We start from the raw sequence: 13,991 nt of genomic DNA on the forward strand, positions 1-13,991 counted from the left end.
ATGGCTAAAACTCCTTCTCGTACCCGTAAAAAGGTACGTAAGCAGGTTGCAGACGGTGTGGCCCACGTGCACGCCTCTTTCAACAACACAATCGTGACCATCACCGACCGTCAAGGTAACGCTCTGGCTTGGGCGACCGCAGGCGGCTCCGGCTTCCGTGGTTCTCGTAAGTCCACTCCGTTTGCGGCTCAGGTAGCTGCAGAGCGCTGCGCCGAAATGGCCAAAGAGTATGGTCTGAAGAACCTGGAAGTTGAAGTTAAGGGTCCGGGTCCGGGTCGTGAGTCCTCTATTCGTGCGTTGAATGCTGCGGGTTTCCGCATCACCAACATCACCGATGTGACTCCAATTCCGCACAACGGTTGTCGTCCGCCTAAGAAACGTCGCGTATAACGCCCGTTTCAGGATAGTTGGAGAAAGAACATGGCAAGATATTTGGGTCCTAAGCTCAAGCTAAGCCGTCGTGAAGGTACAGATCTGTTCCTGAAAAGCGGCGTACGAGCAATCGATTCTAAATGTAAGATCGACAATGCACCTGGTCAACACGGCCTTCGTAAGGCTCGTCTGTCTGACTACGGTCTGCAGCTGCGCGAAAAGCAGAAGGTTCGTCGTATCTACGGCGTACTGGAAAAGCAATTCCGCAACTACTACAAAACTGCTGCTAGCAAGAAAGGCAATACTGGTGAAAACCTGTTGCAGCTGCTAGAAAGTCGTTTGGATAACGTGGTTTACCGCATGGGCTTCGGTGCTACCCGCAACGAAGCACGCCAGCTGGTGAGCCACAAGGCAATCATGGTTAATGGCCGTGTTGTTAACATTCCATCTTTCGCTGTTTCTGCTGACGACGTGGTAAGCGTACGTGAGAAGGCTCAGAAGCAAGCCCGTATTAAGGGTGCGCTGGAGCTGGCAGATCAACGTGAGAAGCCGACTTGGATGGAAGTAGACAGCTCTAAGATGGAAGGCACCTTCAAGCGCCTGCCTGAGCGTAGCGATCTGTCTGCCGACATCAATGAACAGCTGATCGTCGAGCTTTACTCCAAGTAAGGCTTAACCGTTAAGAGAGGACACAATGCAGGGTTCCGTTACCGATTTTCTTAAGCCACGTCTTGTCGATGTCGTGCAAGTCAACCCCACTCGGGCTAAAGTGACTCTTGAGCCCCTCGAGCGTGGTTTCGGCCACACCTTGGGTAATGCGCTTCGTCGCATTCTGCTCTCCTCCATGCCTGGCTGTGCAGTAACCGAAGTCGAGATCGACGGCGTGTTGCACGAGTACAGCAGCAAAGAGGGTGTGCAGGAAGACGTACTTGAGATCCTGTTGAACCTGAAAGGTTTGGCAGTGAAAATCGAAGGTAAGGATGAAGTCACGCTGACTTTGAACAAGTCTGGTGCAGGCCCTGTTACTGCAGGTGACATCACCCACGGTGGTGATGTCGAGATCATGAATCCTGAACACCTCATCTGTACTCTGACCGGTGATGATGCTGAAATCAGCATGCGCATCAAGGTTGAGTGGGGGCGCGGCTACGTGCCTGCGTCAGCCCGTGCTCAGTCCGACGAAGACGAGCGTCCTATCGGTCGTCTTCTGGTTGATGCCTCCTTCAGTCCCGTTGTTCGCATCGCCTACAATGTTGAGGCGGCGCGTGTAGAACAGCGCACTGACCTGGATAAGCTGATTATCGACATGCACACCAACGGCACCCTGGATCCTGAAGAAGCGATCCGCCGCTCCGCCACTATCCTGGCAGAGCAACTGGATGCCTTCGTTGAACTGCGTGACGTCAGCGAGCCGGAAGAGAAAGAAGAGAAGCCAGAATTCGATCCAATTCTGCTGCGTCCTGTCGATGATCTGGAACTGACTGTTCGTTCGGCGAACTGCCTGAAAGCAGAAGCCATTCATTATATCGGTGATCTGGTTCAGCGCACTGAGGTTGAGCTGCTTAAGACCCCCAACCTGGGTAAGAAGTCGCTTACTGAAATCAAGGACGTGCTCGCTTCCCGCGGTCTGTCCCTGGGTATGCGGCTCGAAAACTGGCCGCCAGCCTCTCTCGCCGACAACATGTAACCAGGTCTGGTAAAGATTTAGGTTAAAAGGATAAGGTCATGCGCCATCGTAAGAGTGGTCGTCAACTGAACCGCAACAGCAGCCACCGCCAAGCCATGTTCCGTAACATGGCCGGTTCTCTGGTACGTCATGAGATCATCAAGACTACCGTGCCAAAGGCCAAGGAGCTGCGTCGCGTCGTTGAGCCCCTGATTACACTTGCTAAAACTGACAGCGTTGCCAACCGTCGTCTGGCTTTCGCCCGTACTCGCGACAACGATGTAGTAAGCAAGCTGTTTAATGAGCTGGGTCCTCGCTACCAGGAGCGTGCCGGTGGTTACACCCGCATCCTGAAGTGTGGATTCCGTGCCGGTGACAACGCCCCCATGGCGTACATCGAGCTGGTAGACCGCCCCGAGGCGGAAGCTACCGAAGAAGCTGCAGCTTCTGAAGAGTAATAGAAAGGCCGGTCACTGACCGGCCTTTTTCTTTCCCCTCCTGAAAATTCCATTCTACTCCGTTGACTACACTTAAGTAGGTTTCTCACTGCAGAGGTGCCTATGAAGTTGGGTCGTCTGTTGGCACTGTTAATCCCCATCGCCCTGCTGTTGCTGGCACAACCCCGATCGTCACCGGGGGCCCAGGTGTGGGTGCTGCCCATCCAGGGGGTGATAGGGCCGGCCACCTCTGAGCTGTTGCTCAATACCCTGGAAGACGCCAGCCGTGCCCAGGTGGCGCTGTTGGTGCTGGCCGTCGATACCCCGGGAGGGCTGGATACCGCCATGCGTGAGATGATCCAGGGGATCCTGGCGAGCCCGGTGCCGGTGGCAGGCTATGTATCGCCGCCAGGCGCCAGGGCGGCCAGTGCCGGCACCTACCTGCTGTACGCCTGTCACATTGCCGCCATGGCACCGGCCACCAACCTCGGGGCGGCCACGCCAGTGGCCTTGAGCCCTACCTCCAGTCCGGCGCCCCCCGGGGGCCCGAAGGAGCAGCAGGCGCCCTCAAATGAGCAGAGCATGCGTAACAAGGTAGTCAACGACGCGGTCGCCTACATTAGGGGCCTGGCCGAGCTCCGGGGGCGAAACCTGGAATGGGCCGAAAAGGCGGTGCGGGAGGGGGCCAGTCTGCCTGCGGCCGAGGCCGCCAAACTGGGAGTCATAGACCTGGTGGCGGAGGACCTGACCCGTCTGCTGAGCGCACTTGAAGGGCGGCGCATCGGTGAGCATTCGCTCACGCTGAAGGGCTTGGAGGTCGTGATTATTGAGCCGGGATGGCGGCACAGGCTGCTGCAGGTCCTGACCAATCCTAACGTGGCTCTGCTGCTGCTGATGCTTGGGTTCTACGGCCTGGTTCTGGAGTTCTACAGCCCAGGTGTCGGGTTGCCGGCCATCGTCGGCGGCATCAGCCTGTTGCTGGGCCTTTATGCACTGAATCTGCTCCCCATCAACCTGGCCGGGGCCGCCCTGATGCTGCTGGGGCTGGCGCTGATGATCACCGAAGCCTTCCTGCCCAGCTTCGGCCTGTTCGGCATCGGTGGGGTGGTGGCGTTTCTCGCCGGTGCCCTGCTGCTGATGGATACCGACGTGCCAGAGCTGCAGCTGGCGTTGCCCCTGGTCAGTGCGGTGGCGGTGGCCTCGGCCCTGTTTACGGTGCTGGTGCTGCGGATGGCCCTCAAGAGCCGCCGCCAGAGCGTGGTGACCGGGATCCAGACCCTGATCGGCAAGAGCGTGACGGTGGATGACCGGCTGGCGTCTCAGGGGATGGTGGAGTTGGGCGGCGAGCTGTGGCAGGCACGCAGTGACGGTAAGCTTCATGGCACTCAGGCGATCGTCGTGGCCGTGGAGGGACTGACCCTGGTACTGGCCGATAAGGAGACCAACCATGATGGCTGAGAACTTCACCTCGTACTTCAGTGTGACCCTGTCGTTCTTGATCCTGGCGTTGCTGATCAGTACGTTTCGCATCCTGCGGGAGTATGAACGTGGGGTGATCTTCCTGCTGGGGCGGTTCTACCGGGTTAAGGGTCCAGGGCTGATCATTGTCGTGCCGGTGGTGCAGCAGATCGTCCGGGTAGACCTGCGTACCCTGGTGATGGATGTGCCCACCCAGGATGTGATCTCCCGGGACAATGTGTCGGTGAAGGTCAACGCCGTAGTCTACTACCGGGTGGTGGATCCTGAAAAGGCGATCAACCAGGTAGAGGAGTACCACGAGGCCACCAGTCAACTCTCCCAAACCACCCTGAGGTCGGTGCTGGGTCAGCACGAGCTGGACGAGATGCTGTCACAGCGCGAGGTGCTTAACGCCGATATCCAGCGGATCCTGGATAAGCAGACCGATGTGTGGGGCATCAAGGTCTCCAACGTGGAGATTAAACACGTGGATCTGGATGAGAGCATGATCCGTGCCATCGCCCGGCAGGCGGAAGCGGAGCGGGTCAGGCGGGCCAAGGTGATCCACGCGACCGGTGAGCATGAAGCGGCAGGCAAGTTGGCCGAGGCAGCCAAGGTTCTGGCCAGGGAGCCGGGCGCACTTCAGCTGCGTTACCTGCAGACCCTGACCGAGATCGCCGGCGACAAGTCCAGTACCATAGTGTTCCCACTACCCACTGAGCTGACCGAGTGGTTTCAGGGCAATAAAAAGGCCGGTCAGTGACCGGCCTTGGGAGGGGGTGAGTGCCCCTTAGTAGCTGCCGCCCTGGACCTGGGGCTCGTCGTAGGTCAGCTTCTCATGCTTTTTGCCCATGGCTTCGGCCACCTCTGGAGGCATGTAGTTCTCGTCGTGCTTGGCCAGCACTTCGGTGGCGTCGATCACCGCAAACTCGGTCATCGGCCCCTGAGCTACGATCCCCTGACCTTCGCGAAATAGGTCGGGCAGCATACCGTCATAGCGGATGGTCACCGCCGGGCCGGTGTCGGCGATCTGGAACTCTACCTTGAGGCTGTCGGGGTCGCGTTTTACCGAACCGGGTACCACCATGCCACCGATACGGATGCGTTGGCCAATCTCGGGCTTGATGCCGGTGCCCTCTTTCCCAAGATGGATCTCGGAGGCGGTGTAGAACAGGTCCAGGTTGCTGTTGAGTGCGTACAGCAGCAGGGACGCAATGGCCGCAACACCGCCAATCAAGGCTGAGGCGAACAGCAGGCGTTTTTTACGACGTGGATTCATACCGCTTTGCTCCTGTGTTGGCGCAGACGCTCTTCTCGGGCCTGCTTTTGGCTAATCTGTTTGATAACGCGTTGGCGCTGGGAGAGGCAACTTACCACTAACAGTCCCAGAGCGGCGAATGCGACGCCGTAGGCCAGCCAGACGAAGAAGGCGTAGCCGCCCATATTCAGAAACTCAGACAGGCCGGAAAATTGGAAGTTCCAGTTCATTAGCGATTCTCCTCATCGGCAACGATGTCACGAACCCAGGGACGCATGGCGTTGCGGGCCAGCACCTCGGCGCGGAAGCGCAAGATGGTCAGGGCGCCGATCATCATGGCGAAGCCAAAGATGTTCAGCAGCAGGGGAATCAGCATCTCCGGTGGCATCGCATTGCTCTTGCCGACGGTGATGGCGTTAGGCTGATGCAGGGTGTTCCACCATTCTACGGAGTACTTGATGATCGGCAGGTTGATGGACCCGACGATGGCCAGGATGCCGGCTGCCTTGGCCGCCAGGACCTTATCCTCGAAGGAGGCATACAGGGCGATGACGCCGAGGTAGAGGAACAGCAGCACCAGCTCGGAAGTCAGCCGGGCGTCCCACACCCACCAGGTCCCCCACATCGGCTTGCCCCAGGTGGCACCGGTAAACAGGGCGATAAAGGTGATCACCGCACCGATGGGGGCGATGGCGGCGGCGGCGATGTCCGCCAGCTTGATCTGCCATACCAGTCCGATAAAGGCGGCGATGGCCATGGCGAAGTAGGCAGACATCGACATGGACGCCGCAGGCACGTGAATGAAGATGATGCGGTAGGAGTTACCCTGTTGGTAATCCACCGGGGCGAAACCCAGGCCCAGCACGGTGCCGGTTCCGATCAGCAGTACCGCCAGGATGGCAAACCAGGGCAGCATCTTGCCGGCCAGTTGATACGCCTTCTCGGGGTTGGCGTAGGGGTGAAGCCATTTCCACATATCAGTTTGTACTCACTCTCAAAGAGGCTCCGATTGCCACGGGAGCCAGGACCAGGGCGCCCACCAGCATGGCTGCCAGCAAAGACAGGTGGCCGGTGTAGGGCAGGTTCATGCCGGCGGCGTCGATGCCGCTGGTGGCAAAAATCAGTACTGGGATATAGAGGGGCAGGATCAGCAGGCTGATCAGTACCCCCCCTTTGCGTAAGCCTACCGTCAAAGCGGCGCCAATGGCACCCAGCAGGCTTAGGATCGGGGTCCCCAGGGTCAAGGTGGCCATCAGGGCGCCGTAACTGTTGCTTTCCAGATGCAGCAGGGTGGCCAGCAGCGGGGAGGCGATGATCAGCGGCACCCCGGTAACGATCCAATGGGCCAGCACCTTGGCCAGCACCATCAGCGACAGCGGCTGAGGGCTGAGCATCATCTGCTCCAGGGAGCCGTCGGCATAATCGGTTTTGAATAGCCGCTCCAGTGACAACATGGCAGAAAGCAGTGCGGCCACCCAGATGATCCCCGGTGCGATGCGGGCCAGTACCTGGGGTTCGGGACCGATTCCCAGAGGGAACAGGCTCACCACGATAAAGAAGAACATCAGCGGGTTGAAGATGTCGTTGCGATGGCGGAAGGCCACCTGCAGATCCCGTTTGAGGACTGTGTTGAAGGCCCGGCTGTAGCTTACATCTCGGCTCATGATTGGACCCCTAGTCGAATTGGTATTCCAGACGCAGCTTCTTCAGCCGGTCCGGCCCCACCAGTTGCAGGTCCTGGTGGGTGGTGAGGATGACGCAACCGCCGCGATCGGCGTGGTCGAGGAACAGTTGTTCCAACTCGGCCACGCCGCGCTTGTCGATGGCGGTCAGGGGTTCATCGAGGATCCAGATGCGTGCCTCGCTGTGCCACAGCCTGGCCAGGGCGATGCGACGATGCTGCCCGGCGGACAGGTGTCCCGCCGGGTGCTCTTCAAAACCGGTCAAGTTGACCTTGGCCAGGGTGGCGCGGATGTCGACGTCGTTGTAGCCGGCGATGCTGAGGTTGAATGCCAGGTTCTCCTCGGCCGTCAGTTCGCTCTTCACCCCGGGAAGGTGGCCCAGGTAGAGAAGATCTTCGTGGAAATCGTCGCGGACGTCGCTGGTGGGACTGCCCTGGTAGTGCACGTCGCCGGCATAGGGGCGGGAGAGGCCGGCAAGGATGCGCAACAGGCTGGTCTTGCCTGCGCCGTTGGGCCCCTCAATCTGGATGATGTCGCCACCACGCACGTCGAAGCTGAGGCCGTCGAACAGGATCCGCTCTTCGCGGATACAGGTAAGTTCCTCGGCGCTGAGTAGTATTTTGCTGTCCTGCATGCTCTCGTATTCACACCTGAACTGGTTGAAGGCGATTCTACCATAGTGGGTGCAAGTTAACTTGGGCTTGCTCCCATTCTTAACAACTGCTAGGGCGCGCTGGATCACAGGGCGTGGCAGAGGGGCAGAATATGACCTGTTTTAGGCTAATTAACAAATGATTAGCTTCTATGACTCCCAGTAAGGTGGATTAGTTGCATCCGCTGACCAGGAATGGTGATTTATATCAAAAAAAGATGAACGGCTGTGAGGTATGTGATATTTTAATACCGAGCTTGGCTGTGACCGAAAATCAATCAAGTTAAAGATAAATGTCAACAATTTGGAACGAAGTAGCATGAAAAAGATTATCGCTTTTGCTGCAGTAGCTATGCTGGCTTCTGCTCCCGGTGTGATGGCTCAGGAAGGTGAAGCTGTCTACAACAAGGCCTGCCAGACCTGTCACGCCATGGGCATTGCCGGTGCACCTAAGCTGAACGACGCGGCCGCTTGGGAGCCTCGCCTGGCGAAGGGTATGGATAATCTGGTCCAGAGTGTGAAGAACGGCCTGAACGCCATGCCCCCAGGTGGTATGTGCATGGATTGCAGCGACGAAGACTACAAGGCTGCCATCGAGTTCATGTCTACCAAGAAGTAATCTTGACCAGGTTGTTTAAAGGGGCCCGCTGAATGCGGGCCTTTTTATTGCCCACACTGCGGCAGCCAGCCAACAAAAAGGGCCCCATAGGAGCCCTTGTCGGTTCAAGGCACAGCTTTACCTGCGCCTGGATTCGGTTTTACTGAATCACGGTGTCGATCACCACCTGGACGTCGCTGCCCAGGGCGGCGCTGTCCAGTCGGCCCACCAGGTCGCCGGGAGTGGCGCCCGGGTTGGCGTCGTGGTTCACCACCACTTCGATGGAAACCGCTTGCTGGCTGCTCAGCAGCATCTCCGGGGTCATGGCATCGCTGTCTTTCAGCACCACCAGGGTGGGCAGATCAGACAGCTTCAGTCGTTTCACCGCCACGGGCATCATGCCACCGCTGATGGGGCGGGCCATCACCAGGACACTGGCATCGGGCTGGGCCTGGGCGGCGACTGCGTCATCCAGGGAGACGGACACATGGATGCTCTTGGCCTTGGCTTCGACATCCTTGTTCAGCTCAGGGTTATCGACACTGTCTGTACCCAGGAAGCTCTTGGCCTGCATGATCGCAGCCTGAATGGCGGAGCGGTCGAAGTCGTCACGGGGGCTGGTGAGCAGGATCTCCCAGTGACGGATGGCGTCTTCGTAGTTGGCGCTGAAGAAGGCATCCATACCCAATAGCAGTCGGGTGGAGGGATCCTTGAAGTCGCTCTCCAGGGCTTCCTTGATCACGGCGTCGATCTCGGCAGTCATCTTCTCACCGGCCAGGTAGTACATGGCGGTGGCGCGGGGACCCAGGAGTTCGGCGTGGCGACCGACCATCTCCATGACGGTATCGAAGGCGGCGATGGCCTTCTCATACTGACCGCCGGAGATGTAGGCGTGCCCCAGGGAGAACCAGGCCTGGCTGTTGTCAGGCTCATTCATCACTGTGCTTTCCAGCTGGGCGATGCGCATCTGCTGCATCTGCTCCGGAGTCATCCCCTGGTGAGGGTTGGACTGCTGTGCACTCTCGGGTCGGGCATTCTGCCACTCATCGAAACGGCCCAGTTCCAGGTAGCTGTATCCGGAGAGACTCAGCACGGCGACACTGATCAATACCGGCCACAGGGGGCCACGTCTGTTCTCGGTAATGGCCGAGCTGGCGCCGTCGTCCACATCCTGAAGCAGGTTCATCTCCTGCTCCTGCTTGAGGGCTTCAAACTCCGCCTCGGTCAGGCGACCCTCCTGCTTCTCTACCTCCAGTTCGGCAATACGCTCGTTAAACAGTTTTACGTTGGTTTGCGTGCGTAGCTCAGTCTGCTGGGCCCCTTTCGCGGTGCGTCTGAAAAAGGGCAGCCAAACCAAGAGCAGAGCCAGTGCGGTCAGTGCCGCGATTGCGATCCAAAAAGTCGTCATAGCTGCTTCTGTAGTCTGTGATGTGCGTAAGTCATGGAGTGTTTCGCAGTCAGGGGCGCGTCACACCAACATAAAAAATTTGCAGATGGATTATACGGCAACCACGTTCAAGCGCCATAGCTGGGGAAATCTGACCTTGGCGAACCACCGCAATTGAGGTAGGGGTCACATAATGTAAATCTAATACAACAATCGCGGAAACTTTTTGTAAGCTGCCCCGTCAAACGCCACAGCACCGTCAGGGCATGCGCATGGCGCGTGGGTGTGAGCTACATCGTTTTAAGCGTGATTAAAGGCAGACAAGCAACGCAACTCTGCCTAAAATGGCGTCAATGAGCACCGTTCGGCTGGGCGAGTTGGGCGCACAGCCGTATAAGGATATCTTCCCTCGCAGAGGTAATTCATGGTTCCGGAACTAGGACATTACGCACTCATTATCGGCATGGCGTTTGCCGCCATCATGTCGATCGTCCCCCTGGTGGGCGTGGCAAGGCGCGACGCCTTCCTGGTGAGTTACAGCCGGCCGTTGGCATACGGCACCTTTCTCTTCATGGCTATTTCGGTGGTGGCCCTTGGCTATGCCTTCGTCACCGACGACTTCTCCGTGGCCTATGTGGCTCACAACTCCAATAGCCACCTGCCGACACCGTTCAAGATCGCTGCCATCTGGGGTGGCCACGAAGGCTCGTTGCTATTCTGGGTCTTCTCCATGGCGGTGTGGAGTGCCGCGGTGGCGGCGTTCAGCCGCAACCTGGATGATGCCTTTGTGGCCCGGGTCCTGGCGGTCATGGGGATGGTAACCCTGGGCTTCTGTCTGTTTATGCTGCTGACCTCCAGCCCCTTCGAGCGCTTCTTGCCGGTGGTGCCCATGGAGGGTCGAGACCTGAACCCCATGCTTCAGGACGTGGGCCTGATTTTCCATCCGCCCATGCTGTACCTGGGGTACGTTGGTTTCTCCGTTGCCTTCGCCTTTGCCATCGCCGCCCTGCTGAGCGGTCGGCTGGACTCCGCCTGGGCGCGCTGGTCCCGCCCCTGGACTCTGGCCGCCTGGATCTTCCTGACCGGCGGTATCGCCCTGGGTTCCTGGTGGGCTTACTATGAGCTGGGTTGGGGCGGCTGGTGGTTCTGGGATCCCGTCGAGAACGCCTCATTTATGCCCTGGCTGGTGGGTACCGCCCTGGTGCATTCTCTGATTGTCACCGAGAAGCGAGGCACCTTCCGTAACTGGACCATCCTGCTGGCGATCTTCACCTTCTCCCTCAGCTTGCTGGGCACCTTCCTGGTGCGTTCCGGCGTGCTGACCTCGGTGCACTCCTTCGCCGCCGACCCCACCCGGGGCATGGCGATTCTGGGGCTGTTGGGGTTGACCATCGGCGGCTCACTGACCCTGTTTGCCGTGCGTGCCACCGAGTTTGCCAGCCCGGCCAAGTTTGAACTGTTCTCCAAGGAGACCATGATGCTGGGCTGCAACATTTTGCTGGTGGTGGCCACCGGCTCGGTGTTGCTGGGTACCCTCTACCCGCTGCTGGGGGATGCCCTGGGGCTGGGTAAGATCTCCGTGGGTCCCCCGTACTTCAACACGGTGTTTAACCCCATTGTGCTGGTGCTGTTTGTTTTGATGGGCATCGGGCCGGTGATTCGTTGGAAGAAGGCGAAGGAGACCGAGACCCGTCAGCTGATGGTGCCGGCCGCCGTGGCCCTGGTTTCCGGACTGGCCCTGCCGTTCATCATTGACGGCAAGATGAACCTGTGGGTAAGCGCCGGCGTGGCCACCGCGGTGTGGATCTTGCTGACCCTGATGCTGGACCTGTACAACAAAACCAAAGAGGCCGATGGCGGCTTCACTGCCAAGCGCCTGAGCCGCAGCTTCTGGGGTATGCAGTTTGCTCACATGGGCATCGCCATGGCCATCATCGGTGCCGCCATGGTCTCCCACTACGCCGAAGAGAAATCCGTGCGTATGGGCCCGGGCAAGAGTCACGAGCTGGCCGGGTACACCTTTACCTATGAAGAGACCCGCATGGTTCAAGGCCCCAACTACACCGCCGAGCAGGGCCGCATCACCGTCATGAAGGACGGTGAGCCGGTCACCACCCTGTACCCGGATCGTCGTAAGTACAATGTTCGCACCATGGATATGACCGAGGCCGGCATCGACTGGGGCTTCTTCCGGGATCTGTACGTCACCATGGGCGACCCTCTGGACTCCACCGATTATGCCGTGCGCCTGAACTACAAGCCCATGGTGCGTTGGATCTGGTTTGGCAGTATCCTGATGATGATCGGCGGTACCCTGGCAGCGACCGATAAGCGGGCCCGCAGCCGGAAGAGTGCCACCGTCAATGAAGCACAAGTGGCGACTGCCTGAGGTTAGAGTAGAGCTATGAAACGCGCGTTACTGTTTATTCCCCTGCTGATCTTCATCGGCATGGCGGCATTCCTCTACAAGGGGTTGTTCCTCAACCCCAAGGAGCTGGACTCCGCCCTGGAGGGCAAGCCGGTGCCCACCTTTACCCTGGAGTCCCTCGAGGACGCCCAGGTCACCATCTCCAACACCGATCTGGAGGGGGAGGTGTACCTGCTCAACGTATGGGCCACCTGGTGTCCCTCCTGTAAGTATGAGCACCCCTTCCTGAACAAGTTGTCCCGTAACGGGAGCATCCCCATCTACGGCATCAACTACCGGGATGAGCGTGGCCTGGCGCTGCGCTACTTGGCCGGCAATGGCGATCCCTACACCAGAAACCTGTACGATCCCGACGGTCAACTGGGGCTGGATCTGGGGGTCTATGGGGCGCCCGAGACCTTCGTGGTGGATCACAAAGGGGTGGTTCGCTACCGCTTTGCCGGGGTCCTGGGACCGCAAAACTGGGCCGAGACCTTTATGCCGATGATTGCCGAGCTGCGTCGTGAGGCCGCTGCCGCCAAGGGAGGAGCCTGATGAAAGCGCTGATGAAGTGGTTTGGCCGGGCGGCCTGCCTGATGCTGATCGCCGGGGCGGTGCATGCCACCCCCATCGACACCTATGAGTTCAAGAGCCAGGAGAACAAGGAGCGGGGCCTGCAACTGGCCAACGAGTTGCGTTGTCCCCAGTGTCAGAACCAAAACCTGATCGACTCCAACTCTCCGGTGGCGCGCGATCTTCGCCTGAAGGTGTATGCCATGGTGGACGAAGGCAAGAGCAACGACGAGATCGTCACCTACATGACCGATCGTTATGGTGACTTCGTTCGCTATCGTCCCGCTTTCGACAACCGTACCCTGGTACTGTGGTTGGGGCCGGTCGCTTTCGCCGTCATCGGTCTCGGCGTCGGCTTGCTGTTTGTCCGCTCCCAGCGTCAGAAGGGCGCCAAGGTCGCGGCAAACATCAGTGATGCGGACCGTGAACGCCTGGCCAAGGTGCTGAAAGAGAAGCAGGGTCAATGAGAGGCCTAATCCTGGTGTTGGCGCTGCTGACCGGCGGCGCCCAGGCGTTCCCCGGAATGAACCAGGCCGGCGAGGATCCTGCGCTGCAGCGCTTCGTCCAGCTGACCTTCCCTCAGGAGTTGGACAATATCGAGGTGAAGGACCTGGAGGGGCAGCCGATACCTCTCTCCCGCTACAAGGGCAAGGTGGTGGTGCTGAATCTGTGGGCCACCTGGTGCCCTCCTTGCGTGCGGGAGCTGCCCTCTCTGGCGCGGTTCCGCAGCAAGCTGGAGCAACAGGGGGCAGTGGTTGTGCCGGTGGCGATCGATCATGACCCTGCCGTGGTAGCCCCTTTCCTTAAGGAGCTTGGCCTGGAATCATTCTCCACCATGTATGACACCACCAATGCCGTAGGCCAGGTGCTGCCGACGGATCTGGTGCCCGCCACCTTTATCCTCAATGAGCAGGGGCAACTGGTGGCGTTCGTCCGCAGCTTCGTCGATTGGGATAACCCCAAGGTACAGCAGCTGATCGAGAAATACCTGACTCAATAAATCGGCATGGCCGGCTCACAAAAGCACCCGCCAGGGTGCTTTTGTCTATTATCTGCCCGGTCGATCGCAAATGCTCCCCTTGGCACTTGCCAAGCTGAAATCCCCCCCTATAATGCGCTCCTCGTTGGCCGGGCAAATGCCGGCGTCGCCGATGTGACGTGGTTAACATGGCGTCAGCCACTAAGAAAAACTTCGCCCCAACGGGTTGAAAGATTAACTTAAGTGGGTAAAATGGCGCCCTGCTTTCAATGTTGGCTCGAAGCCTTCGTAAGTGAAGCAAATCGCCTTGACCGGCAGCTTGGAAAAGTTTGCATTTAGGGGTTGACGGCGGCGGAGAGTCGCGTAGAATGCGCCTCCTGTCTCGATGAGAGACGCGCTCTTTAACAATTAGTCAGACAATCTGTGTGGGCACTCGCGCAGGATTGATATCTCATATATCAATGTTGCACTGAGTGACTATAACAAGTTAATTCAGTAATTCATTGAGTCGGAATTTTCGGA

The 13,991-nt window shown here is 58.7% G+C and carries 17 protein-coding genes; 11 read left to right on the top strand and 6 right to left on the bottom strand.

All coding sequences use genetic code 11. The features are described from left to right. The 6 genes from rpsK (at position 1) to FCL40_RS17610 (ending at position 4,696) form a co-directional block, all read left to right on the top strand. Complete coding sequence (gene rpsK, locus FCL40_RS17585) at positions 1-390, top strand: 30S ribosomal protein S11 (protein WP_028110678.1); 390 nt, start codon at positions 1-3, stop codon at positions 388-390. 30 nt (positions 391-420) lie between these two features. Continuing rightward, entirely contained in the window at positions 421-1,041 is a 621-nt protein-coding gene (gene rpsD, locus FCL40_RS17590) for a 30S ribosomal protein S4 (RefSeq protein WP_136854582.1), read from the top strand. Between the two features lie 25 nt (positions 1,042-1,066). Next, positions 1,067-2,059 (top strand): DNA-directed RNA polymerase subunit alpha, encoded by a 993-nt coding sequence (locus tag FCL40_RS17595; RefSeq protein WP_136854583.1) that lies wholly within the window; start codon positions 1,067-1,069, stop codon positions 2,057-2,059. Positions 2,060-2,097: 38 nt separating this feature from the next. Then, positions 2,098-2,496 (top strand): 50S ribosomal protein L17, encoded by a 399-nt coding sequence (gene rplQ, locus FCL40_RS17600; protein ID WP_136854584.1) that lies wholly within the window; start codon positions 2,098-2,100, stop codon positions 2,494-2,496. Between the two features lie 102 nt (positions 2,497-2,598). Continuing rightward, entirely contained in the window at positions 2,599-3,933 is a 1,335-nt protein-coding gene (locus FCL40_RS17605; RefSeq protein WP_136854585.1) for an NfeD family protein, read from the top strand. Continuing rightward, positions 3,923-4,696: a slipin family protein gene (locus FCL40_RS17610; RefSeq protein ID WP_136854586.1), complete on the top strand. Its 774-nt coding sequence runs from the start codon at positions 3,923-3,925 to the stop codon at positions 4,694-4,696. Before FCL40_RS17605 ends, FCL40_RS17610 begins: the two co-directional genes overlap by 11 nt. Before the next feature lie 27 nt (positions 4,697-4,723). Here the strand turns inward: FCL40_RS17610 and ccmE are convergent, their stop codons facing one another. From ccmE to ccmA, 5 genes are read right to left on the bottom strand one after another with little or no spacing between them, the layout of a single operon-like run. Further along, positions 4,724-5,212: a cytochrome c maturation protein CcmE gene (ccmE, locus tag FCL40_RS17615; RefSeq protein WP_136854587.1), complete on the bottom strand. Its 489-nt coding sequence runs from the start codon at positions 5,210-5,212 to the stop codon at positions 4,724-4,726. Further along, positions 5,209-5,421, bottom strand: a complete 213-nt coding sequence (ccmD, locus tag FCL40_RS17620) for a heme exporter protein CcmD (RefSeq protein WP_136854588.1) — start codon at positions 5,419-5,421, stop codon at positions 5,209-5,211. Before ccmD ends, ccmE begins: the two co-directional genes overlap by 4 nt. After that, positions 5,421-6,167: a heme ABC transporter permease gene (locus FCL40_RS17625; RefSeq protein WP_136854589.1), complete on the bottom strand. Its 747-nt coding sequence runs from the start codon at positions 6,165-6,167 to the stop codon at positions 5,421-5,423. The genes ccmD and FCL40_RS17625 overlap by 1 nt, the downstream gene beginning before the upstream one ends. A gap of 1 nt (position 6,168) precedes the next feature. Next, entirely contained in the window at positions 6,169-6,855 is a 687-nt protein-coding gene (ccmB, locus tag FCL40_RS17630) for a heme exporter protein CcmB (RefSeq protein ID WP_136854590.1), read from the bottom strand. Between the two features lie 10 nt (positions 6,856-6,865). Then, positions 6,866-7,507 carry a cytochrome c biogenesis heme-transporting ATPase CcmA gene (gene ccmA, locus FCL40_RS17635; RefSeq protein WP_136854591.1) on the bottom strand — a complete coding sequence of 214 codons (642 nt, stop codon included), beginning with the start codon at positions 7,505-7,507 and terminating at the stop codon, positions 6,866-6,868. A gap of 337 nt (positions 7,508-7,844) precedes the next feature. On the opposite strand from ccmA, the gene FCL40_RS17640 reads away from it, so the two are divergent. Next, the gene (locus FCL40_RS17640; RefSeq protein ID WP_136854592.1) at positions 7,845-8,144 is read left to right on the top strand and encodes a c-type cytochrome; all 300 of its coding nucleotides are present in this window, start codon (positions 7,845-7,847) and stop codon (positions 8,142-8,144) included. Positions 8,145-8,283: 139 nt separating this feature from the next. Here FCL40_RS17640 and ccmI read toward each other — a convergent pair whose 3' ends face one another. Beyond that, complete coding sequence (ccmI, locus tag FCL40_RS17645; protein ID WP_136854593.1) at positions 8,284-9,531, bottom strand: c-type cytochrome biogenesis protein CcmI; 1,248 nt, start codon at positions 9,529-9,531, stop codon at positions 8,284-8,286. Positions 9,532-9,934: 403 nt separating this feature from the next. On the opposite strand from ccmI, the gene FCL40_RS17650 reads away from it, so the two are divergent. From FCL40_RS17650 to FCL40_RS17665, 4 genes are read left to right on the top strand one after another with little or no spacing between them, the layout of a single operon-like run. Next, a complete protein-coding gene (locus FCL40_RS17650; RefSeq protein WP_136854594.1) occupies positions 9,935-11,899 on the top strand; it encodes a heme lyase CcmF/NrfE family subunit in 1,965 nt (654 codons plus the stop codon). Positions 11,900-11,914: 15 nt separating this feature from the next. Continuing rightward, positions 11,915-12,472, top strand: a complete 558-nt coding sequence (locus tag FCL40_RS17655) for a DsbE family thiol:disulfide interchange protein (RefSeq protein ID WP_136854595.1) — start codon at positions 11,915-11,917, stop codon at positions 12,470-12,472. Beyond that, positions 12,472-12,957 carry a heme lyase NrfEFG subunit NrfF gene (gene nrfF / locus FCL40_RS17660; protein ID WP_407644159.1) on the top strand — a complete coding sequence of 162 codons (486 nt, stop codon included), beginning with the start codon at positions 12,472-12,474 and terminating at the stop codon, positions 12,955-12,957. The genes FCL40_RS17655 and nrfF overlap by 1 nt, the downstream gene beginning before the upstream one ends. Further along, positions 12,954-13,490, top strand: a complete 537-nt coding sequence (locus FCL40_RS17665; RefSeq protein WP_136854596.1) for a TlpA family protein disulfide reductase — start codon at positions 12,954-12,956, stop codon at positions 13,488-13,490. The genes nrfF and FCL40_RS17665 overlap by 4 nt, the downstream gene beginning before the upstream one ends. Positions 13,491-13,991: the final 501 nt, after the last annotated feature.

This window comes from Ferrimonas sediminicola (assembly GCF_005116715.1).
GTDB classification, from domain to species: domain Bacteria; phylum Pseudomonadota; class Gammaproteobacteria; order Enterobacterales; family Shewanellaceae; genus Ferrimonas; species Ferrimonas sediminicola.

Bases quoted from the DNA above. Each gene is read 5' to 3' on its own strand.
- FCL40_RS17650 (WP_136854594.1), top strand. From the start codon at position 9,935: ATGGTTCCGGAACTAGGACATTACGCACTCATTATCGGCATGGCGTTT.
- rpsD (WP_136854582.1), top strand. From the start codon at position 421: ATGGCAAGATATTTGGGTCCTAAGCTCAAGCTAAGCCGTCGTGAAGGT.
- ccmE (WP_136854587.1), bottom strand. From the start codon at position 5,212: ATGAATCCACGTCGTAAAAAACGCCTGCTGTTCGCCTCAGCCTTGATT.
- ccmI (WP_136854593.1), bottom strand. From the start codon at position 9,531: ATGACGACTTTTTGGATCGCAATCGCGGCACTGACCGCACTGGCTCTG.
- FCL40_RS17605 (WP_136854585.1), top strand. From the start codon at position 2,599: ATGAAGTTGGGTCGTCTGTTGGCACTGTTAATCCCCATCGCCCTGCTG.
- FCL40_RS17610 (WP_136854586.1), top strand. From the start codon at position 3,923: ATGATGGCTGAGAACTTCACCTCGTACTTCAGTGTGACCCTGTCGTTC.
- FCL40_RS17595 (WP_136854583.1), top strand. From the start codon at position 1,067: ATGCAGGGTTCCGTTACCGATTTTCTTAAGCCACGTCTTGTCGATGTC.
- nrfF (WP_407644159.1), top strand. From the start codon at position 12,472: ATGAAAGCGCTGATGAAGTGGTTTGGCCGGGCGGCCTGCCTGATGCTG.
- rplQ (WP_136854584.1), top strand. From the start codon at position 2,098: ATGCGCCATCGTAAGAGTGGTCGTCAACTGAACCGCAACAGCAGCCAC.
- FCL40_RS17625 (WP_136854589.1), bottom strand. From the start codon at position 6,167: ATGTGGAAATGGCTTCACCCCTACGCCAACCCCGAGAAGGCGTATCAA.
- FCL40_RS17640 (WP_136854592.1), top strand. From the start codon at position 7,845: ATGAAAAAGATTATCGCTTTTGCTGCAGTAGCTATGCTGGCTTCTGCT.
- rpsK (WP_028110678.1), top strand. From the start codon at position 1: ATGGCTAAAACTCCTTCTCGTACCCGTAAAAAGGTACGTAAGCAGGTT.
- ccmA (WP_136854591.1), bottom strand. From the start codon at position 7,507: ATGCAGGACAGCAAAATACTACTCAGCGCCGAGGAACTTACCTGTATC.
- FCL40_RS17655 (WP_136854595.1), top strand. From the start codon at position 11,915: ATGAAACGCGCGTTACTGTTTATTCCCCTGCTGATCTTCATCGGCATG.
- ccmB (WP_136854590.1), bottom strand. From the start codon at position 6,855: ATGAGCCGAGATGTAAGCTACAGCCGGGCCTTCAACACAGTCCTCAAA.
- ccmD (WP_136854588.1), bottom strand. From the start codon at position 5,421: ATGAACTGGAACTTCCAATTTTCCGGCCTGTCTGAGTTTCTGAATATG.
- FCL40_RS17665 (WP_136854596.1), top strand. From the start codon at position 12,954: ATGAGAGGCCTAATCCTGGTGTTGGCGCTGCTGACCGGCGGCGCCCAG.